We start from the raw sequence: 19,028 nt of genomic DNA, 5'->3' as shown, positions 1-19,028 counted from the left end.
CGTGCGCGGGCTCTTCGTCACCGGCACCGACACGGAGGTCGGAAAGAGCGTCGTCGCGGCGGTGCTCGTGGCGACCCTGGCCGCGCGGGGCGTCCGGGTCGGCGCGTTCAAGCCCGTCGTCACCGGGCTCGACGAGGAGCCGGAGCCGGGCAAGCCGGCCGACCACGAGCTGCTGGCGCGGTGCGCCGGGATGGCGCCCGCCGACGTCGCGCCGCTGCGGTTCGGCCCGGCGGTCTCGCCGCACTTGGCGGGCGAGCTGGCCGGCGTCGCGATCGAGCCCGGGGCGCTGGCGGAGGCCGCCCGGCGCACCGGCGCCGAGCGCGGGACGCTGATCGCCGAGGGCGTCGGGGGGTTGTTGGTGCCCTTGACGTCCGACGGCTACCTGGTGCGGGACCTGGCCGTGGAGCTGGGGCTGCCGCTGGTGGTCGTCGCGCGCCCGGGGCTGGGGACGATCAACCACACGCTGTTGACCCTCGAGTCCGCCCGGGGCGCCGGGCTGGACGTCCGCGCGGTCGTGCTCTCCCCCTGGCCGCAGGACCCGACGCCGATGGAGGCGTCCAACCGCGCGACGATCGAGGCGCTCGGCGGCGTGGAGGTCGTCGAGCTCGGGCGCGTGGCCGGCTTCGGGGGCGCCGAGCTCGCCGCGGCGGGCAGCGCCTTGCCGCTGGCCCGCTGGCTGGGAGATGATGCGTCTCCGTGAACGACGGGATCACGCTGGACCACGTGGTGATCGCGGTCTCGGACTGGGAACGGTCCAACGCGTTCTACCGCGACGTCTGCGGCGCCGAGCTCGTGCGCCTCGACGAGCCACCGCCCACCCGCTGGCGCTACCGGTTCGGCGACATCCAGTTCAACGTCCACGGCCCCGGCATGGAGCCGACCCCCGTCGCCCGCATCCCCGCCCAGCCGGGCATGGCGGACCTGTGCCTCGTCTGGCCCGGAACGGCGGAGGAGGCGACGGCACACCTCGCGTCGTGCGGCGTGCCGGTCGAGATCGGGCCCGTCCCGCGCAACGGCGCGGGCGGTCCGGGGCTGTCGGTGTACTTCCGCGACCCGGACGGGTCGCTGGTCGAGTTCATCTCGTACGCGGAGCGTTAGGGGCGGGCGGCGCGGGCGCGGGCGCGGGCGCCGGGGCCCGGGTGGTCCGGGTCGGCTCGTCACCAATAATTCCTCACCAGGCGACCCGGACCTCGTCCGGGTTGCCCGAACCTTGCATATCAAGGGTTAGTCGACCCGGACCTCGGCGGAGGACCCGCGGCGCCCGCGCCCCCGCCAACCTCCCTGTCACTGCCCTCAGACCCCGCCGCGCACCGCCACCGGCGCCCGAACGGAGCGCCAACCGCGCCGGCGCCACCACCGCCCCCGCCCGGGTCCGCGTCGTCTCACCCCCCACATCAGGGGTCAGACGACCCGGACCCCACGAAGCCCTACAAGTCGTCCAGCATCGCCGCCATGCGGCGCATCACGTCCGCCGCGGCGTGGAGGTCCTTCTGCGACACGCCCGCCAGCGCCTCGCGCCCGCGGGCGCGCCAGCGCTCGCGCTTCTCGGCCAGCAGCGCCCGGCCCGAGGCGGTCAGCGACACGACGACGACGCGACGGTCCGAGGCGGAGCGGCTGCGCTCGACGATCCCGTCGCGCTCGAGGTGGTCGAGCATCGCCGAGACGCTCGCAGGGCTCAGCTCGGCGGCCTTGGCGAGGTCGCCGGCCGTCGACTCACCCGCGCTGTCGAGCTTGAAGAGCGCGCGGATCTGGGTCTGGGTGAGCTCGCCCGGCCCGCACTTCTGGTCGCGGGCGCGGCCGCGGCGCTCGGCGCCCAGGAGCTCGATGAACGCCAGGCGGACGTCCTCGGTGCCGGCGTTCTCCGGCGCCTGAGCCGCCCCCACGGCGCCTGCCGGCTCGTCGCCGCGGGCGCTCATGCCGCCTCCAGGCCGAACTCGGCCGCCGGTTCCGCGGCGGCCTCGGCGCCCGCGCCGCGCGCCCGGCGCTCGACGACCGCCAGCAGCGCCGTCGGCACCAGCGCCACGGCGGTCACGCCGAGCACCCACCAGTACGTCGAGCCGAACGCGTCCGCCGCGCCCGAGGCCGACCCGCCCGCCGAGGCCAGGTGGCTGCCCAGCACGACCGACAGGATGGCGGTGCCCATCGAGCCGCCGACGCGCTGCAGCACGTTGAGCTGCGGCGACGCGTGGCTGATCTGGTCGGGACGGAGCACAGCGAATGCCGCCGTCATGGACGGCATCATCGACATGCCGATGCCGAACCCACGGAAGACCATGGCCGCGCCGATGATCCAGTACGACGTCCCGGCACCGATCAGCACGAACGGCACGGTGGCGATCACGGTCACGATCCCGCCGCCCAGCGCGGTCAACCCGCCGCCCCAGTTCTCCGTCGCCCGCGCCGACAGCCGCATCGCGATCGCGGCGCCGATGCCCTGGGGCATCAGCAGCAGGCCGGTCGTCACCGCGTCCTCGCCGCGGACCGTCTGGAAGTACAGCGGCATCAGGATCATCGCGCCGAACAGCGCGGCGCCGAGGCAGAACGTGGTCACCGAGGCCGCCGCGAACGCGCGGTCGGCGTAGAGCCGGACGTCCAGCAGCGGCGCCGGGATCCGCAGCGCCCTCATCACGAACGCGGCGATCAGCGCGACGCCGAGGAGCACCGGGACGAGCACCGACGACGCCAGCAGCGAGCCCGCCGTGCCGCTCTGCGCGAGCCCGTAGGTCACGCCGACCAGCCCGGTGGCGATCAGCCCGAGGCCGATCGCGTCCAGCGACCCGGCCTCCTCCCGCGTGTCGTGCGGCAGCAGCCGCAGCGCGACGCTCAGCGCGATCGCGCCGATCGGGACGTTGACGAGGAAGATCCACTGCCAGCCGGCGTGCTCGAGCAGCAGGCCGCCGATGGTCGGCCCGAAGACCGGCGCGAGGATGATCGGGATGCCGATGGCCCCCATGACGCGCGGCAGATTCCGCGGACCGGCGGCCTTGACGAGGATGATCTGCCCGATGGGCATCAACATGCCGCCGCCGATGCCCTGCAGGACGCGGAAGCCGACGAGCGAGCCGGACGACCACGCCAGCCCGCACGCCGCGGAGCCGGCGGTGAAGAGCACGAGCGAGATCAGGTAGAGCCGGCGCGCGCCGAAGCGCCGGGCCGCCCAGCCGGTGACGGGGATCACCGCGGCCAGGGCGAGCAGGTAGCCGGTGATGACCCACTGGATGGAGTCCAGCGAGCTGTTGAGGTCCTTGGAGAGGTCGTCGAGCGCGACGTTGACGATCGTGGTGTCGAGGACCGACATGATCGCGCCGAGGATCACGACGATCGCGATCCGCCAGACGTGGGGCTCGATGCGCGGGGCGGGGAGTGCGGCAGAGGGGGAGGAAGTCATTCGTTGCCTAAAGTTTAGACAACGAATGTTTCGGCGTCAAGAGATCGCGGCGCGCGCCTCGAGTCGCCGGGCGGACGCCCGCCCTGGCGCGCCGGCCATCGCGGCGACCGCGACCACCGCCACGAGCGCGGCGACCTGGGCGACCGCCGCGACCTCCGTGCCGAGTGGGATCGTCGCCAGCGCGACGAGCGCCCCCAGCGCCCGCGGAGCCGAGCGCCGGATGTGCAGCACGGCCCGGAACCACACGTCACCCAGCAGGAACAGCGCCGCGCCGCCGGCGAGCGTGAGCGCCGGCCCGGTCCCCAACGGGTCGTACGCGTGCCCGGTCGCCTTCTTCAGCCCGACGGCAAGGCAGATGATCCCCAGCAGCAGCGCGAGGTGCGCGTAGCCGAACGCGTCGAGCGCGGCGTGCGCCCGTTCCCGCCTGGGCAGCGCGGCGAGCGCCCGCTCGGCGCGCTCGTCGTCGCCGCCGAAGTACGTCCACCACAGGCCCGCGCTGAGCAGCAACCCGAGCACGGCCACGAGGACGAGCTCGGCGTCGATCGCCAACTCCGCCGCGCCGATCCCGATGGCGACGACCGACTCGCCGATCGCGACGATCACCACCAGCCCGTGGCGCTCGACGAAATGGGCGGGCGCGACGTCGAAGTCGTCGTTGCCCACGATCTTCGGCACGACCCACTCGGCGACGAACGCCACCGACCACAGGACGATCTGCGCGGTGCCGCCGATCGCGCCGCCGACGAGCACGAGCGCCGCGCTGCCGACGTTGGACGGCGCGAGCCGCAGGATCGCGTGCGCCGCGTCCGCTCCCCCGGCACGCGCGAACAGCCACGCGTGGACGCCCACGACGAGCAGGTAGCCGATGCCGAACGTGAGCCCGCTGCCGTCGAACGCGCCCGGGATCGCCAGGGCGAGGATGAAGTACCCGCACATCCCGGCCAGCAGCAGGGTCCGGTTCAGCGGCTCGTCGAGCGCGATGGCGTTCGTCAGCCACACGTAGCCGCCGTACATGAACCAGATCAGCCCGAGCATCACGGCGACGTGGGCGATGCCCTCCCAGCTCAGGTCGTGCGCGAGCACCGCGCTCAGCTGCGTGATGGTGAAGACGAAGACGAGGTCGAAGAAGAGCTCGAGCGTCGTGACGCGCTCGCTCGTCGGCGCCGCCGGCGCGCCGGCCGCGGTCACCGCGACCCCTCGGCGGCGACCTGCACGATCGAGGCGTCGATCAGCCACTCCACCGGCGCGACGTCGTCGGTGTAGACCCGGCCGCCGCGCAGCGCGGGCGCCAGGCGGTCGGCGGCCGCCTCGGCCACGGGCGCGAGCGCGGGGTCCATCCTCGCGGCGGCGGCCCGCAGGCGGCCGGCGCTCAGCGGCACGTCGGAGGCCATGAGCTGGGTGTTGACGTCCTGGGCGGGATCGCGGACGACGTGGCCGAACACCGAGCCCATGGTCGCCGAGAGCACCTGCTCGAGCCGCGGCGAGTCCGCGGGATGGCCGACGTTGACGATCACCGAGCCGCCCGGGTTCAGTCGCGACTTGGCGAGCGCGAAGAACTCCTTCGTCGCCAGGTAGAACGGGATGTACGGCTGGCGGTAGGCATCGACGTAGATGACGTCGAAGCGCTGCTTGGTCGCCCGCAGCCACGGGCGCGCATCCGCCGCGTGCGTGCGCAGGTGCGGCGCCCGCAGGTCGAACAGCCTCCGCCCCACCTCGGTCAGCCGCCCGTCGATCTCCACCGCGTCGATCCGCGTGGCCGGATGGAAGTGGCCGTAGGCGCGCACGACCGTGCCGGCGGCGCTGCCGAGGATCGCGATCGAGCGGGCCCCGGCGGCGTTCGCGGCGAACGGCAACACGAGCGGCTCGTCCCAGTAGTTGTCGGTCAGCCACCGGCCGGGCGTGTACACGGAGTGCACCGCCTGACCCTCGTTGAGCTCGAGCCGGCGCTCGCCGTCGTCGGCCTGCACGACGCGCGCGTACTGGTAGTCGGTCTCGCTCTCCCAGATCACGTGGCCCTGGGAGGTCGCCTTGACCGTCCCGGTCGGCAGCGCGATCAGCAGCAGGACGAGCGCCGGCGCGACGCCGGCCACCCGGCGGCGCAGCCCCAGCGCCGCGACGAGGCCGAGCGACAGCGCGAAGACGAGGAACGTGCGGCGGGTGCCGAGGAACGGGATCAGCACGAGCGCGCTCAGGAAGACGCCGGCCAGCGAGCCGAGCGTGGAGATGGCGTACAGCCGGCCGGAGGTGCGCCCGGCCTCCTCGAGCGTGCGGACGCTGAGGCGCACCGCGTAGGGAGCGACGCAGCCGAGCACCAGCACGGGCGCGGCGATGAGCACGAGCACCGCGAGCAGCGAGCCGACGAACGCCCCGGCCTGCACCGAGTCCAGGGCGTCGACCGAGACTCGCAGGAACGGCCCGGCGACGAACGGCACGGCGGCCATCAGCGCCGCGGCCACGAGCACCAGGCGGCACAGGCCGGCGAACGTCGGGTCGCGGTCGGCCAGCCGGCCGCCGACCCAGTAGCCGCCGCTCAGCGCGACCAGCACGGTGGCGATCGTGTTGGCCCACACGATCGTCGACGCGCCGAACCACGGCGCCAGCAGGCGCGCGGCGGCGATCTCTGCGCCCAGGGAGGCCGCGCCCACCACGGCGGCCACGAGCGCGACGGAACGGCGATCGTCCACGCCACGAGGGTACGCGGTGGCCGGCGATGGCGTCCGTGCGGGGCCATACCGTTCGGGCCATGACGACTGCAGCTCTCCGCGCGCTGGACCGGGAGGTCCTCTGGCATCCGTTCACGCAGCAGCAGGGCTGGATCGGCGAGGACGCGCCGATCATCGAGCGCGGCGAGGGCTGCACGCTGTACGACACGGACGGCAACGCGTACCTCGACGGCGTGTCGTCGCTGTGGTGCACCGTCCACGGCCATCGGCATCCGGCCCTCGACGCGGCGGTGCGGGCGCAGCTGGACCGCGTGGCGCACACGACCATGTTGGGGTTGTCGCACCCGCCGGCGATCGAGCTGGCCGAGAAGCTGCTCGCCGTGGCGCCGAAGGGCGACCGCGAGCTGACGCGGGTCTTCTACTCCGACAACGGCTCGACGGCCAACGAGATCGCCCTGAAGATGGCGTTCCAGTTCCACAAGATCCGCGGCGACGGGCAGCGGACCAAGTTCGTGTACCTGGACATGAGCTACCACGGCGACACGATCGGCTCGGTCTCGGTCGGCGGCATCGACCTGTTCCACACGCTCTTCCGGCCGCTGCTGTTCGACGGGCTCCGGACCACGCCGGGCGACGTCGACGGCCTGGAGCGCATCTTCGCCGAGCACGGCGGCGAGATCGCCGCGCTGATCATGGAGCCGCTCGTGCAGGGCGCGGCCGGGATGCTGATGCACCCGGCGGGCTACCTGCGCGCGGTGCGCGCGCTGTGCGACGCGTATGGCGTGCTGATGATCTGCGACGAGGTCGCCACCGGCTTCGGGCGCACCGGCACGATGTTCGCGTGCGAGCAGGAGGGCGTCGTGCCCGACCTCATGAGCGTGGCCAAGGGCCTGACCGGCGGCTACCTGCCGCTGGCCGCGACGCTGGCGACCGAGCGGATCTACGACGGCTTCCTCGGCGAGTTCGAGCAGCTCCGCACGTTCTTCCACGGGCACACCTACACGGGCAACCCGCTGGCCTGCGCCGCGGCGATCGCGACGCTCGACGTGTTCGAGCAGGAGGGGACGCTGGCGGCGCTGGCGCCGAAGCTCGAGCTGCTGGGCGAGCTGCTCGGCGAGCAGGTCGCGCCGCTGTCGACGGTCGCCGAGATCCGGCGGCTCGGGACCATGGTCGGCATCGAGCTGACCGCCTTCCCGCTGCAGGCGCGCATGGGTCACCAGGTGACGCTGGCCGCCCGCGAGCGCGGCGCGATCCTCCGGCCGCTCGGCGACGTCATCGTGCTGATGCCGCCGCTGGCCATCGGCGAGGACGAGCTGCGCCGGCTGGTCGCGATCACCGCCGAGGCGATCGCGGTGGCGACCGGCGCGGCCGATCGCGCTGAGGGCGATCGACGGCGGGAGACGGCCCCGGGGGCCGCTCCCGCAGTCTGATCAAGTGGCCCACCAGGAGCGTGGCTCCCCAACCCGCCGCGGGTTTCGCCCCCTGGGCGAAGACCCGCAAGGGAACCTGGCCCTCTGGGCCAGCGTTCCCCTAGCCCGCGTAGGCCACGAAGTCGCGCTTGCGGGCGCCGCACACGGGACAGAACCACGTGTCGGGGATGTCCTCGAAGGCGGTCCCGGGCGGGATGCCGCCGTCGGGGTCGCCGTCGGCGGGGTCGTAGATGAACCCACAGGATTCGCAGATCCACTTCTGCACGGTGGCGGTGTCGCTCATGTCCTCCGAAAAGGTACTGGCCAGCTGGCCAGTAGGCTGCCCGGGTGGACGTTGATCGGCCGGGTCCCGGCGAAGAGCTGAACGACGGCGAGGTGACGGCGCCGCGCCAAGCGGCCACCGTCATCGTGCTGAGAGGTGGCGCGGAGACGCTCGAGGTGCTGCTCGTCCAGCGCAACCCCGAGGCGCGCTTCATGGGTGGCGCCTGGGTCTTCCCCGGCGGCGCCGTCGACGACGGCGAGGGCCAGGGCGACGGCGCGCACCGTGCGGCCGCCGTCCGCGAGCTGGCCGAGGAGGCGGCGATCGAGGGCGTGACCGCCGACGGGCTCGTCAAGTTCTCGCGCTGGATCACGCCACCCGAGGTCAAGATCCGGTTCGACACCCACTTCTTCCTGGCGCCCGCCCCCGACGGGTCCGAGCCGCGCGTCGACGGCGCCGAGTGCGTCGACTTCGGCTGGTTCGCGCCGCAGGACGCGCTCGCCGCCCAGCGCGAGGGCCGCCTGCTGCTGGTGTTCCCCACCATCAAGCACCTCGAGCAGCTGTCGATCTTCCCCACGTCGGACGCGTTGCTGGACCACGCGCGCGGCCGCGAGGTCGTCGCCGTCACCCCGCGCGTCGTCCTGGGCGGCGAGCAGGCGCGCATCGTCCTGCCCGGCGAGCCCGGGTACGACGACGCCCCCGACGCGAGCTGACCCGGCGCCCGTCGCCGCGATGGCGTACACCAAGCCTGGCGGTGCGTCCGCGCGAGGCGTAATGTCGGCCCATGACCGCCACGCTGCCGTCCGAGCTCCGCGACGTCTTCGCGGGCTGCACCTCCGCCGAGCTGGTGACCATCGACGATCGCGGCCGGCCCGTCGCCCGGTCGGTCACCCCGGCCTACCGCCCCGGCGGCCCATGCATCGACGTGGCCGAGCGCGAGACCGTCGTGGATCCGCACGTGGCGCTGCTGTTCGCCGACGACGGCCCGATGGTGCTCGTCCAGGGCACCGCACGCGCCGCCGACGGCCTGCACGTCCAGCCCGAGCGCGTCTACGCGTGGCGCTCCGACGATCCCGACGCCGAGCCGCGGCTGTTCGACACGCATCTCGAGGAGGTGCGCTCCGGCCACAACGAGGAGCCCGAGGTCGGCCACCGCGGTCCCGAGGGCGGCGACGCCGTCTGGGACGCGCGCCTGGAGGCGCTGGACTCCGCGCTGCTGGCCTGCGTGGGCCCCGACGGCTTCCCGTTCGCCGCACGCCTGCAGGTCGCGCCCGACGCGGGCGACGGGGTCCTGCGACTCCCGCGGCTGCCGGTCGGCATGCCCGTCGAGGCCGGCCCGGCCTGCCTGCACGCCCGCCGCGGCCCGCGGGTCCACGGCGACCTCGTGCGGCAGAGCGGCGGCTGGGCCTTCGTCCCGCACGCGGTGCTGGACGCCTGAGGTGGGCCTCACGGTCGCGGTCACCGCGCCACCGCGCGAGGTCGGAAGGGGTTGACGTGGGCCTCACCGTCGCGGTGACGGGCCCGACCGGGGAGATCGGCAAGCCGTTCGTGCGCGCGCTGGACCGCTCGCGCGACGTCGACCGGATCATCGGCATGGCGCGCCGGCCGTTCTCGCCCGAGGAGCACGGGTGGCGCAAGGTCGAGTACCGCCAGGGCGACGTGCTGGACCGCGGGTCGGTGGAGGAGCTCGTCGCGGACGCCGACGTCGTCGTGCACCTCGCGTTCGTCATCGTCGCGGGCTCCAGCGAGAGCGAGCACATCAACCTGGAGGGGTCGCGCAACGTGTTCGAGGCGGCGGTCGCCGCGGGCGCGCAGCGGCTCGTCTACGCCTCGTCGGTGGCGGCCTACGGCTTCCCGGACCTCGACCGCCCGATCGTCGAGAGCGATCCGGCGACGGGCAACGCGCAGATGCCGTACTCCCATCACAAGGCCCAGGTCGAGGCGCTGCTGAGCGAGGTGCTCGACGACGCCGAGACCGACGCCTACATCTTCCGGCCGTGCATCGTCGCGGGGCCCGAGGCGCCGATCCTGGTCAACCAGATCCCGTACGTGCGTTGGGGCGACCGGCTGCCCGGCCCGCTGCGCGCGCTGCTGGACGGCGTGCCGGCCATCAAGCCCGTGCTGCCCGATCCGGGCGTGCCGTTCCAGCTGGTCCACCACGACGACGTGGCGACCGCGCTGCGGGCCGGTGTCCTGGGCCGCGGCGAGCCAGGCGCCTACAACCTGGCGGGCGACGGCACGATCACGATGGCCGACCTCGCCCGCGAGCTGGGGTACTACAGCGTGCCGGTGCCCGACCTGGCCGTCGAGGCCACCGCCGAGGTCGTCGCCCGGCTGCCCCGGGTGCCCGACGAGGTCACGTGGATCGAGGCGGTGCGCCGCCCGACGCTGATGGACACCGCCCGCGCGCGGCGCCTGCTGCGCTGGCGCCCTGCGCACGACGCGACCGACACGCTGCGCGCGACGGTCGCCGCCGCGCGCCCCGTCGTCAGCGCCTGACGCCGCAAGCGCCGCTCAGGCGGCGCCGTCGGCCTCGGGCGAGTCCGCGGCCGGGGTGTCGCCGGGGGCGGGCGGAGCGTCGGCGGCGGGCTCGGGCTCGGGCTCCGCAACGGGGGCCTCGGGCTCGGCGGGCGCAGCGTCGGCGGCGGGCTCGGCCGGCGCCTCGGGCTCCGCCGTGGGCGCCTCGGCCTCCGCCGGCGCCTCGGTCTCTGCGGCCGGTGCCTCGGCGGCAGCGGGCTCGGCCGGCGCCGCCTGCGGCTCCGGCGGCGCCTCGATCGGCAGGTCGGCCTCGACCTCGTGGGCGCCGACGGTCACGGGCACGACGCGCAGGACCTTGCCGACCGGTCCCTTCGTGCGCACGTCGCCGCGGGCCAGCGCGAGGGTCGGGCTCAGCTCGCCGTGCAGGATCGCGCGCCCGGTGTCGGCGTCCATCGCCAGGACGACGTCGGCGCGCAGCTTGGTGTCACCCAGGTCCACGCGGGCCTGCTTGTTGGCGCGCACGTCGAGCGTGACGGTCGCGTCCGGGTGCCGGAAGGCGAACTGGACGACCGCGTCGGCCTGGTGCAGCTGCTCGCGGCGAGCAGCGTTGTACACCAGGTTGGTCAGGATGCCGCCGAGCTGGTCGTAGACCTCGGCGTCGGTCTCGTAGTGCGCCATGGGCCGCGGAGGGTACCTACCCACGATGGACGTCGACTCCTTCCACCTCCACCCGGCCGGACGAAAACCTTCAACAGGCTCCTTGGCCCCGGCCCTACTCCCGCCCGAGCAGCAGCGCGATGCCCTGGCCGCCGCCGATGCACAGCGTCACGAGGCCGTACCGATGGTCGCCGCGCTCCATCTCCGACAGGCACTTGGCGGTGATCGCCGCGCCGGTCGCCGCAATCGGATGCCCGAGGGCGATCGCGCCGCCGTTGGGGTTGACCTTCGTGGGATCCAGGTCGAGGTCCTTCATGACCGCCAGCGCCTGCGCGGCGAACGCCTCGTTGAGCTCGATCACGCCGACCTGGTCGAGCGTCACCCCCGCGCGGTCCAGCGCCTTGCGGACCGCCGGCACGGGGCCGATGCCCATGATCGCCGGATCCACGCCGCACGACGCGTAGGACAGGATCCGCGCACGGACCGGCGCGCCGAGCTCGGCGGCCTTCTCGTCGCTCATCAGCACGAGCGCCGCGCCCGCGTCGTTCATCCCCGACGCGTTGCCCGCGGTGACCGTGCCGCCGTCCTTCTTGAAGATCGTCGGCAGCTTGGCCATGCCCGCCTGGTCGGCCTCGTGGCGGATGTGCTCGTCCTTGTCGAAGTCGACCGTGTCGCGCTTGACGCGGATCGCGACCGGCACGACCTCGTCGTCGAAGCGGCCCTCGGCCTGCGCGCGGCTCGCGCGCCGGTGGGACTCCACCGCGAACGCGTCCTGCTCCTCGCGCGTGATGCCCATGCGCTCGGCCAGGTTCTCGGCGGTGACGCCCATCTTGATGTCGTGGAACGGGTCGGTCAGCGCGCCCTGCACCGGATCGACGATCGGCGCGGGCCCCATCTTCGAGCCCCAGCGGCCCTGGGTCATCCACATCGGCGCGCGGCTCATGGACTCCGCGCCGCCCGCCAGGGTGACCGACGCGTCGCCGGTCTGGATGGCCTGGCAGGCCGAGACGAGCGCCTGCACGCCGGTTCCGCACAGGCGGTTCACGGTGAACGCGGGCGTCTCCTTGGGGACGCCGGCCTTCATGCCGACGACGCGCGCCATGTAGGCGTCGGCCGTCTCGGTGTGGATCACGTTGCCGAACACGACGTGCTCGATCTGCTCGGGCGACAGGCCGGAGCGCTCGATCGCGGCCCGGGCGGCCGTGGCGCCGAGGTCGCTGGGGCTGACCCCGGCGAGCGACTTGCCGTAGGAGCCGATCGCGGTGCGCGCGGCGGAGGAGATGACGACGTTGGTCAAGCTGGCGTTCCTTTCGAGGACCGGTTGTCCGGGCGGGAAGACTAGGCGGTGATACGTTCGGGCGCATGAGCACGACCGCCACCCTTCCACTGCGGAACTTCATCGACGGCGAGTTCGTCGAGGCCGCGGAGGGCGCGACGACCCCGGTCCTCAATCCGGCGACGGGTGGGGAGATCGGCCAGGCGCAGTCCTCCAGCCAGGCCGACGTCGACCGCGCCGTCGCCGCCGCCCGCCGCGCCTTCCCCGGCTGGGCCGCCACGCCTCCCGGAGAGCGTGCGCTCGCCCTCCTCAAGCTCGCCGACCTCATCGAGGAGCACGGCGACGAGCTCGCCACCCTCGAGGCCGACAACGCCGGCAAGCCGATCGAGGCCGTCAAGGCCGACGAGGTCCCGGTGTGGGTCGACAACCTGCGCTTCTTCGCGGGCGCCGCGCGCACGATGGAGGGCAAGCCCGCCGGCGAGTACCTCGCCGGGTACACGTCGATCATCCGGCGCGAGCCCGTCGGCGTCGTCGGTCAGATCGCGCCGTGGAACTACCCGTTGATGATGGCCGTCTGGAAGATCGGCCCGGCGCTGGCCACCGGCAACACGATCGTCCTCAAGCCGGCTCCCTCGACGCCGGTCACCGTCGTCAAGCTCGCCGAGCTCGCCGCCGACCTGCTGCCCAAGGGCGTGCTGAACGTCGTGCTCGGCGGCGACGACGTCGGCAAGGCGATCGTCGCCCACGACGACGTCGACATGGTCTCGATCACCGGCTCGGTCGAGGCCGGCAAGGCGGTGGCGCGCGCCGCCTCCGACACGCTCAAGCGCGTCCACCTCGAGCTCGGCGGCAAGGCGCCGGTCGTGGTGTTCGACGACGTCGACGTCGCGTCGGTCGTCGAGGAGATCGCGGGCTTCGCCTACTACAACGCCGGCCAGGACTGCACGGCCGCCACGCGCGTCATGGTCGCCCCGAAGGTCTACGACGACGTCGTCGCCGGCCTGGCCGACCAGGCCAGGGGCTACGTCATGGGCGACACGCGCTCGGCCGACACCACGCTCGGCCCGCTCAACAGCGCCGGCCAGCGCGAGCGCGTCGAGGGCTTCCTGGCGCGCAAGCCCGCCCACGCCGAGGTCGTCACCGGCGGCCGCGAGCCCGAGCTCCCCGGCTTCTTCCTGGAGCCGACGGTCGTCGCCAACCTGCAGCAGGCCGACGAGATGATCCAGAAGGAGATCTTCGGCCCGGTCCTCACCGTGCAGCGCTTCAGCGACGAGGACGAGGCGATCGCCTGGGCCAACGGCACGCCGTACGGCCTGGCGTCGTCGGTCTGGACGCGCGACGTCGGCCGCGCGCTGCGCGTCGCCAACGCGCTGCGCTTCGGCTGCGTGTGGATCAACAACCACGGCCTGCTGGCCAGCGAGATGCCGCACGGCGGCTACGGCCAGTCGGGCTACGGCAAGGACCTGTCCATGTACGCGCTCGAGGACTACACGCAGGTCAAGCACGTGATGGCGAGCCTCAGCTAGCACGCGCGCGACATACCCGATTCCGGCGAAGGGCGGCGCGAGCAGCGTCGCCCTTCGTCGTTCTCTCAGAGATTTCCGTGAGAACGCGCAACCTTCGTCCCCACGCCCCGTTAGAGTCGGCGGAGGACGACTACTGTGGAAGCTTCAGCGCTATCGCACCCCGTCGGGCTCGGCCGTCTCACGGTCGCCGGCCCCCTGCTGCGCCTACGGACCGACGACCAGCTGGTCGCGCTGTTCCGGGCGGGCCACGACGAGGCATTCGGGACGATCCACGACCGCTACCGGCCGCGGTTGTTCGCCTACTCGCGGCAGATGCTCGGCGGCTCGTCGTCCGACGCCGAGGACGTCCTGCAGGACGTGTTCCTGCGCGCCTACGACGCGCTGCGGGTCGACGGGCGCGAGGTGCTCCTGCGCGCCTGGCTGTACCGCGTCGCGCACAACCGCTGCATCGACCAGCTGCGGCGCCCCACGCCGTCGCCGTCCGACATCTACGACCTCAACCGGGGGCCGCAGCAGGATCCGATGGCCGAGGCCGAGCGCCGTGAGGATCTGCGCCGCCTGGTCGAAGACGTGCGCCGTCTGCCCGAGCAGCAGCGGTCGGCGCTGCTGATGCGCGAGATGGAGGGCCTCTCCTACAACGAGCTGGCCGACGCGCTGGACGTCACCGTCCCCGCGATCAAGTCGCTGCTCGTCCGGGCCCGCGTGGGCCTGGTCGAGGCCATCGAGGCGCGCGACACCGGCTGCGCGGAGATCCGCACCGACCTCGCGGCGGCGTTCGACCGCGGCGTGCGCTCCTCGGGCCGCTCCCGCAAGCACCTGCGCGAGTGCGCCGGCTGCCGCGACTACCGCGCGGCGCTGCGCCACCTCGACAAGCAGCTCAACGGCCTGGCGCCCAGCGCCGGCCCGCTGGCGACGCTCGCCCAGATCCTGGGGATCGGCGGCGCGAGCTCGGGCGCCGCGGCCGGCACGGGCGTCGTCGGCGGTGGCGGGGCCGCGGCGGTGAGCACCGGCGCCGCGACGCTCGGCAGTGGCGCGGCCGCGGCCACCGCGGGCAAGGTCGCGGCCGTCGTGGCGGCGGCGGCCGTCGTCGGCGGCGGCGCCGCGACCGTGGAGAACGTCCAGCACCAGCGCGATGCCGCGCGCGCCGCCGCCGCGGCGCCGATCGTCCGCCACGTTCCGGCCGGCACGCCGGCCGCGCCCGACACGCAGCGCCGCGTCGACCTCGTCGTCCACCGCACCGCGGGCGCCCGGGTGCTGACGGTGCACGGGGCCACGAAGGCGCCCCGGACGGTCGCGGCGCTCGACCGGCTCCCGGCCGAGTCCTCCACGGGTCCGGCCGTCAAGGCACCGGCCTACGAGCCGATCACCGGCGGGCTGGAGGCGCCCGACGAGCCGGCGCCCGCCGCAGGCAGCGGCGCCGGGCCGGCGGGCACGGGCACGTCCGGGGCGGCGCCCGGCGACGCGACGAGCGGCGCCATGGCCCCGGGCGCTCCCGGGACCGCCACGCCCGGCACCGGCGCGACCGTCCCCGGCGGCGCGCCGACCGCCCCCGGCACCGGCGGCGCGACGGCACCACCGTCTTCGGGCACCGGCACGGCCGGGCCCTCCGGGCAGGTCGCCCCCACGGCCGGCGCGCCGGTCGCCCAAGGCGCCGCGGTGCCCACCCCCGCGGGCTGATCGCGCCGTCCACGCGGTAGGGTCGCCCGATCGAGCGCTACCTCGCGACACTCGACCACGAGGAGCTCTACGCGCGGCGTGGACCGCGCTCCGGGCTGTTCACGATCGTCGCCGTCCACTCGACGGTGCGCGGCCCCTCGCTGGGCGGCTGCCGCATGTGGACCTACGAGGACAACCGTGCCGCGATCCGCGACGCGCTGCGCCTCTCGGAGGGCATGACGCTCAAGTCCGCGGTCGCCGGCCTGCCGCTCGGCGGCGGCAAGGGCGTCATCGTCGTGCCGGCGGGCGAGGGCCTCGACGCCAAGCGCCGCCGCCACGCGCTGCTGGACTTCGGCGAGACCGTCGAGCGCCTCGGCGGCACCTATGTCACCGCGGAGGACGTCGGCACGTCCACCGCCGACATGACCGCCATCGCCACGCAGACGCAGTACGTCAGCGGGCTCTCGCGCCGCTCGGGCGGCTCGGGCGATCCCAGCCCGTTCACCGCCCAGGGCGTCCTCCACGCGATCGAGGCGACCGTCGAGCGGACGTTCGGCACGCCCGAGCTCAAGGGCCGCGCCGTCGCGGTCGTGGGCCTCGGCCACGTCGGCCTGCGCGTCGCCAAGCTGCTGGCCAAGGCCGGCGCCGAGCTCGTCGTCGCCGACATCGACCGCTCCAAGCGCGCGGAGACCGACCGCCTCGGCGCCGCGTGGACGACGCCGGCCAAGGCGATGACCTCGGCGGTCGACGTCCTGGTGCCGTGCGCGCTGGGCGGCGTCCTGGACCACGACGTGGTGCCGCAGCTGCAGGCGCCGGCGATCGCGGGCGCCGCCAACAACCAGCTCGCCTCCGCCGACGTCGCCGACCTCCTGCGCGAGCGCGACATCCTCTGGGCGCCGGACTTCGTCGCCAACGCGGGCGGCATCGTCAACATCTCCGTCGAGTTCGAGCCCGGCGGCTACGACCCCGAGCGCGCGAAGGCCAAGACCCGCGAGATCGGTGACACGCTGCGGGCGATCTTCGACGCGGCCGACGCGTCGAACACCACGCCGCTCGCCGCCGCCACGGCGCGCGCCGAGCGCAACCTGGCCGGCTAGGAGCGTGGGTCCGTCACCTGCCGCGGGTTTCGCCCCCTGGGCGAACACCCGCAAGGGAACCTGGCCCTCTGGGCCAGTGTTCCCCTCGGAGACGGTGTCGCTATCGCGACTGGGGACCCACCTCCGGCGGCGACGGCTGGCCGTCGTGGGCCTCGGCCTCGCCGGCCGCCTACGGCACCCCTAGACCAGGCCGTCGGACGAGGCGCGGGTGACGCCCGGGACGGGCGCGCCGGCCGAGGCGGCGATGCGGGCCCGCTCGGCCTCGGCCTCCTCGAGCGTCTCGTCGGGCCAGTGGCCGTGCTCGTCGAAGAAGATCCGCGCGGCGTCCTCCTCGTGGCGGTCCTTGTCGCCGTTGCGCATCAGGTAGATGATCCAGGCGATCCCGACCACGCCGGCGACACAGATGAAGATCCCGTAGGCGTTGGCGAGCATCTCCGGCGAAGGGTAGACCGTCAGTCCCAGCGAGGACGTTGCACGCCGTCGGGCAGCCTGCCCTCCTCCTCGAGCTTGTCGAGGTGCGCCGCGAGCGTCACGGTGGCCGCGAGCCGCAGCTGGTCGGGCACGTCGTCCCAGGCGGCGTCCAGCAGCGCGTCGGTGCTCCGCGCGCCCGCGTCCAGGGCGGCGAGCAGCCGCCGCTCGCGGTCGCGGCGGTGCGCGAGGTAGCCGGCCAGCCGCGCGTCGACGTCGGTCACCGGCGGCCCGTGTCCGGGCAGCAGGACCGCGAAGCCGCGCTCGCGCAGCCGCTCCAGCCCCGCGAGGTAGCCGCGCAGCGCGCCCGGGTCGGGCGCGATGAAGACCGAGCCCTCGCCGAGGACCGCGTCGCCGGTGAAGCACGCGGTGCCGAGCGCGAAGCAGAGGTGATCCGGCGCGTGTCCGGGCAGGGCGATCGCCCGCAGCGGCCCGACCGCGCCGCCCTCGCCGATCGGCTGCGCGCCCGCGTGGCGGGCCGCGGAGACCGGCGCGCCGCCGGCGCGCCGCGCCAGCTCGTCCGCGGCGTCGGCGTGGTCGCCGTGGTGATGGGTCAGCGCGATGCCGGCGATCCCGCCGCGCTGCCGGCCCGCGGCCAGCACCGCCGCGACGTGCTCCTCCAGCAGCGGCCCCGGGTCGATCACCCAGCACGGGTCGTGGCCGACCAGCCACGTGTTCGTCCCCGACAGCGTCAGCAGCCCGGGGTTGCCGGCCCGCACGAGCGCGACGTCGTGGGCGGCGAGCAGGTCGGACATCGCCGCGAAGGCTAGTGGTGGCTGAGACTGTGTCGCTGTCGCGACTGGGGACCCACCTCCGGCGGCGACGGCTGGCCATCGTGGGCCTCGGCCTCGCTGGCCGCCTACGGCACCCCTAGGGGCGTGCGGGCGCGGGGACGCGCTCGGGCACGATCGGCCTGCGCGCCCAGACGAGCACCACGACCGCGACGCCCAGCGCCGAGACGGCGTAGGCCAGCCGGGGCGAGACCGCCGCCGTCAGCACGCCGCCGACGATGTAGCCCACACCCGGCACCGCGGCCGCCGCCGACTCGAGCAACCCGGCGGTGCGCGCCTGGTAGCGCTCCTCGACGGCCTCCTGCAGCGCCGTCATCACCGCGACCCACTGGATGCCGTTGCCGGTGCCGCCGAGCACCGAGCCCAGGCAGGCGATCAGCAGCGTCGGCGCGCCCGCCATCACGGCGTAGGCGGCGCCGATCGCGGCGGTCGACGCGAGCACGAGCGTCCCCAGCGATGTCGTCTGCATCCGCGCGAACAGCGCCGAGCCGAGCAGGATCCCCACGCCCCAGGACGCGATCAGGATGCCGAACCCGAGGCTCGAGGAGTCGAGCGTCTCCTTCGCGTAGACGACCTCGATCGGGATGATCAGCGTGAAGAAGAGGATCGCCACCGCCTGGCCGGCGATGAGCCGCCCGGCGACCGGGTGCCCCCGCACGTACTCCAGGCCGTCACGCACGCGCGCGCGCCAGCTCTCCCGCGGACCCGCCGGCGGCTCGGGCAGGCTCCGCGCGCTGGCGACCAGCAGGAGCGCCACGGCCAGGAACGACCCGGCGTCGAGCCACAGCGCCGTCGCCACCCCCCACTCGTGGACGATGAGCCCCGCCAGCACGGGCCCCGCCGCGCTCATGACGGCGAAGACGACGTTGATGAGGGCGTTGCCCTCGCGGAGCGCGTCGTGCGGGGTGAGCACTGCGGCGATGGCACCGCGCGAGAGGCCGCGCGCGGTCAGGGCCAGGAGCCCGTCGGCGAACGCGAAGGCCAGGATGGCCGGCAGCCAGAACGCGTCGGTGATCGCCGCCAGCGAGGCGAACGCGCCCGCCTCCAGCGCATAGAGCGCCGGCAGCACGCGGCTGACGCGCTGGTGGTCGAGGCCCGCGGTCAGCGCCGGCGCCGCGAACGCGGGGATGAACTTCCCGGCGACGAACAGCGCGGTGACGGCCAGGGCCGAGTCGGTCCGATCCAGGACGAGGATCGCCAGCGCGATGACCCCGAGATTGTCCCCGAGCTCGTTGATCGCGTAGCTCGTGGCGAGCGCCGGGAACCCCCGGACCCGCAGCGATCTCCTCACCGGTGGCACGAGGTCAATCTAGACGGCTCGGCGGCGCAACCGCGGTCC

19 protein-coding genes are annotated in these 19,028 nt (G+C 74.2%); 9 read left to right on the top strand and 10 right to left on the bottom strand.

Going from position 1 to position 19,028, the window contains the following annotated elements:
• The first annotated feature begins 1 nt into the window (after window position 1).
• Together bioD and VK501_RS00625 are read left to right on the top strand one after the other, a co-directional pair.
• Window positions 2-700: a dethiobiotin synthase gene (gene bioD, locus VK501_RS00630; protein ID WP_324333573.1), complete on the top strand. Its 699-nt coding sequence runs from the start codon at window positions 2-4 to the stop codon at window positions 698-700.
• A complete protein-coding gene (locus tag VK501_RS00625; RefSeq protein WP_324333571.1) occupies window positions 697-1,098 on the top strand; it encodes a VOC family protein in 402 nt (133 codons plus the stop codon). Before bioD ends, VK501_RS00625 begins: the two co-directional genes overlap by 4 nt.
• A gap of 329 nt (window positions 1,099-1,427) precedes the next feature.
• Here the strand turns inward: VK501_RS00625 and VK501_RS00620 are convergent, their stop codons facing one another.
• The 4 genes from VK501_RS00620 to VK501_RS00605 are packed head-to-tail and all read right to left on the bottom strand — an operon-like array spanning window position 1,428 to window position 6,072.
• Window positions 1,428-1,916 carry a MarR family transcriptional regulator gene (locus VK501_RS00620; RefSeq protein WP_324333569.1) on the bottom strand — a complete coding sequence of 163 codons (489 nt, stop codon included), beginning with the start codon at window positions 1,914-1,916 and terminating at the stop codon, window positions 1,428-1,430.
• Window positions 1,913-3,388 (bottom strand): DHA2 family efflux MFS transporter permease subunit, encoded by a 1,476-nt coding sequence (locus tag VK501_RS00615; protein ID WP_324333567.1) that lies wholly within the window; start codon window positions 3,386-3,388, stop codon window positions 1,913-1,915. The genes VK501_RS00620 and VK501_RS00615 overlap by 4 nt, the downstream gene beginning before the upstream one ends.
• Before the next feature lie 36 nt (window positions 3,389-3,424).
• Window positions 3,425-4,576, bottom strand: a complete 1,152-nt coding sequence (locus VK501_RS00610) for a low temperature requirement protein A (RefSeq protein WP_324333565.1) — start codon at window positions 4,574-4,576, stop codon at window positions 3,425-3,427.
• The gene (locus VK501_RS00605) at window positions 4,573-6,072 is read right to left on the bottom strand and encodes a fused MFS/spermidine synthase (RefSeq protein ID WP_324333563.1); all 1,500 of its coding nucleotides are present in this window, start codon (window positions 6,070-6,072) and stop codon (window positions 4,573-4,575) included. The genes VK501_RS00610 and VK501_RS00605 overlap by 4 nt, the downstream gene beginning before the upstream one ends.
• Before the next feature lie 26 nt (window positions 6,073-6,098).
• Between VK501_RS00605 and bioA the strand changes: the two genes are divergently transcribed.
• Entirely contained in the window at window positions 6,099-7,481 is a 1,383-nt protein-coding gene (gene bioA, locus VK501_RS00600) for an adenosylmethionine--8-amino-7-oxononanoate transaminase (RefSeq protein WP_414641032.1), read from the top strand.
• A 100-nt stretch (window positions 7,482-7,581) separates the two neighbouring features.
• On the opposite strand, the gene VK501_RS00595 is transcribed toward bioA, so the two are convergent.
• Window positions 7,582-7,764, bottom strand: a complete 183-nt coding sequence (locus VK501_RS00595; RefSeq protein ID WP_324333560.1) for a rubredoxin — start codon at window positions 7,762-7,764, stop codon at window positions 7,582-7,584.
• 44 nt (window positions 7,765-7,808) lie between these two features.
• Here VK501_RS00595 and VK501_RS00590 point away from each other — a divergent pair, with 44 nt between their 5' ends.
• From VK501_RS00590 to VK501_RS00580, 3 genes are all read left to right on the top strand, one after another.
• A complete protein-coding gene (locus VK501_RS00590) occupies window positions 7,809-8,453 on the top strand; it encodes an NUDIX hydrolase (protein WP_324333559.1) in 645 nt (214 codons plus the stop codon).
• Window positions 8,454-8,524: 71 nt separating this feature from the next.
• Complete coding sequence (locus tag VK501_RS00585) at window positions 8,525-9,178, top strand: pyridoxamine 5'-phosphate oxidase family protein (protein ID WP_324333557.1); 654 nt, start codon at window positions 8,525-8,527, stop codon at window positions 9,176-9,178.
• 56 nt (window positions 9,179-9,234) lie between these two features.
• Window positions 9,235-10,239: an NAD-dependent epimerase/dehydratase family protein gene (locus VK501_RS00580; protein WP_324333555.1), complete on the top strand. Its 1,005-nt coding sequence runs from the start codon at window positions 9,235-9,237 to the stop codon at window positions 10,237-10,239.
• A 15-nt stretch (window positions 10,240-10,254) separates the two neighbouring features.
• Here the strand turns inward: VK501_RS00580 and VK501_RS00575 are convergent, their stop codons facing one another.
• Together VK501_RS00575 and bktB are read right to left on the bottom strand one after the other, a co-directional pair.
• A complete protein-coding gene (locus VK501_RS00575) occupies window positions 10,255-10,896 on the bottom strand; it encodes an SCP2 sterol-binding domain-containing protein (protein ID WP_324333553.1) in 642 nt (213 codons plus the stop codon).
• A gap of 94 nt (window positions 10,897-10,990) precedes the next feature.
• The gene (bktB, locus tag VK501_RS00570) at window positions 10,991-12,172 is read right to left on the bottom strand and encodes a beta-ketothiolase BktB (protein WP_324333551.1); all 1,182 of its coding nucleotides are present in this window, start codon (window positions 12,170-12,172) and stop codon (window positions 10,991-10,993) included.
• Between the two features lie 65 nt (window positions 12,173-12,237).
• On the opposite strand from bktB, the gene VK501_RS00565 reads away from it, so the two are divergent.
• The 3 genes from VK501_RS00565 to VK501_RS00555 all read left to right on the top strand — a co-directional run bounded on the left by VK501_RS00565 (window position 12,238) and on the right by VK501_RS00555 (window position 16,430).
• Window positions 12,238-13,677 carry an aminobutyraldehyde dehydrogenase gene (locus tag VK501_RS00565; protein WP_324333549.1) on the top strand — a complete coding sequence of 480 codons (1,440 nt, stop codon included), beginning with the start codon at window positions 12,238-12,240 and terminating at the stop codon, window positions 13,675-13,677.
• 135 nt (window positions 13,678-13,812) lie between these two features.
• On the top strand, window positions 13,813-15,354 hold the full coding sequence (locus VK501_RS00560; RefSeq protein WP_324333547.1) for a sigma-70 family RNA polymerase sigma factor: 1,542 nt from the start codon (window positions 13,813-13,815) through the stop codon (window positions 15,352-15,354).
• A 29-nt stretch (window positions 15,355-15,383) separates the two neighbouring features.
• Window positions 15,384-16,430 (top strand): Glu/Leu/Phe/Val family dehydrogenase, encoded by a 1,047-nt coding sequence (locus VK501_RS00555; RefSeq protein WP_324333607.1) that lies wholly within the window; start codon window positions 15,384-15,386, stop codon window positions 16,428-16,430.
• A 180-nt stretch (window positions 16,431-16,610) separates the two neighbouring features.
• Here VK501_RS00555 and VK501_RS00550 read toward each other — a convergent pair whose 3' ends face one another.
• From VK501_RS00550 to VK501_RS00540, 3 genes are all read right to left on the bottom strand, one after another.
• A complete protein-coding gene (locus VK501_RS00550; protein ID WP_324333546.1) occupies window positions 16,611-16,862 on the bottom strand; it encodes a hypothetical protein in 252 nt (83 codons plus the stop codon).
• 20 nt (window positions 16,863-16,882) lie between these two features.
• Entirely contained in the window at window positions 16,883-17,653 is a 771-nt protein-coding gene (locus VK501_RS00545) for an MBL fold metallo-hydrolase (protein ID WP_324333544.1), read from the bottom strand.
• A gap of 115 nt (window positions 17,654-17,768) precedes the next feature.
• Window positions 17,769-18,980, bottom strand: a complete 1,212-nt coding sequence (locus VK501_RS00540; RefSeq protein WP_324333542.1) for an MFS transporter — start codon at window positions 18,978-18,980, stop codon at window positions 17,769-17,771.
• Window positions 18,981-19,028 lie beyond the last annotated feature (48 nt).

The organism is Baekduia sp. (assembly GCF_035318805.1).
GTDB lineage: Bacteria > Actinomycetota > Thermoleophilia > Solirubrobacterales > Solirubrobacteraceae > Baekduia.
The sequence above is the reverse complement of the archived record's forward strand: the minus strand, read 5'-3'. Positions and strand labels throughout refer to the sequence as shown.

Excerpts from the sequence above, each read along its gene's own strand:
- VK501_RS00620 (WP_324333569.1), bottom strand. The coding sequence starts at position 1,916 with ATGAGCGCCCGCGGCGACGAGCCGGCAGGCGCCGTGGGGGCGGCTCAG.
- VK501_RS00615 (WP_324333567.1), bottom strand. The coding sequence starts at position 3,388 with ATGACTTCCTCCCCCTCTGCCGCACTCCCCGCCCCGCGCATCGAGCCC.
- bioA (WP_414641032.1), top strand. The coding sequence starts at position 6,099 with ATGGCGTCCGTGCGGGGCCATACCGTTCGGGCCATGACGACTGCAGCT.
- VK501_RS00595 (WP_324333560.1), bottom strand. The coding sequence starts at position 7,764 with ATGAGCGACACCGCCACCGTGCAGAAGTGGATCTGCGAATCCTGTGGG.
- VK501_RS00585 (WP_324333557.1), top strand. The coding sequence starts at position 8,525 with ATGACCGCCACGCTGCCGTCCGAGCTCCGCGACGTCTTCGCGGGCTGC.
- VK501_RS00575 (WP_324333553.1), bottom strand. The coding sequence starts at position 10,896 with ATGGCGCACTACGAGACCGACGCCGAGGTCTACGACCAGCTCGGCGGC.
- VK501_RS00565 (WP_324333549.1), top strand. The coding sequence starts at position 12,238 with ATGAGCACGACCGCCACCCTTCCACTGCGGAACTTCATCGACGGCGAG.
- VK501_RS00550 (WP_324333546.1), bottom strand. The coding sequence starts at position 16,862 with ATGCTCGCCAACGCCTACGGGATCTTCATCTGTGTCGCCGGCGTGGTC.
- VK501_RS00545 (WP_324333544.1), bottom strand. The coding sequence starts at position 17,653 with ATGTCCGACCTGCTCGCCGCCCACGACGTCGCGCTCGTGCGGGCCGGC.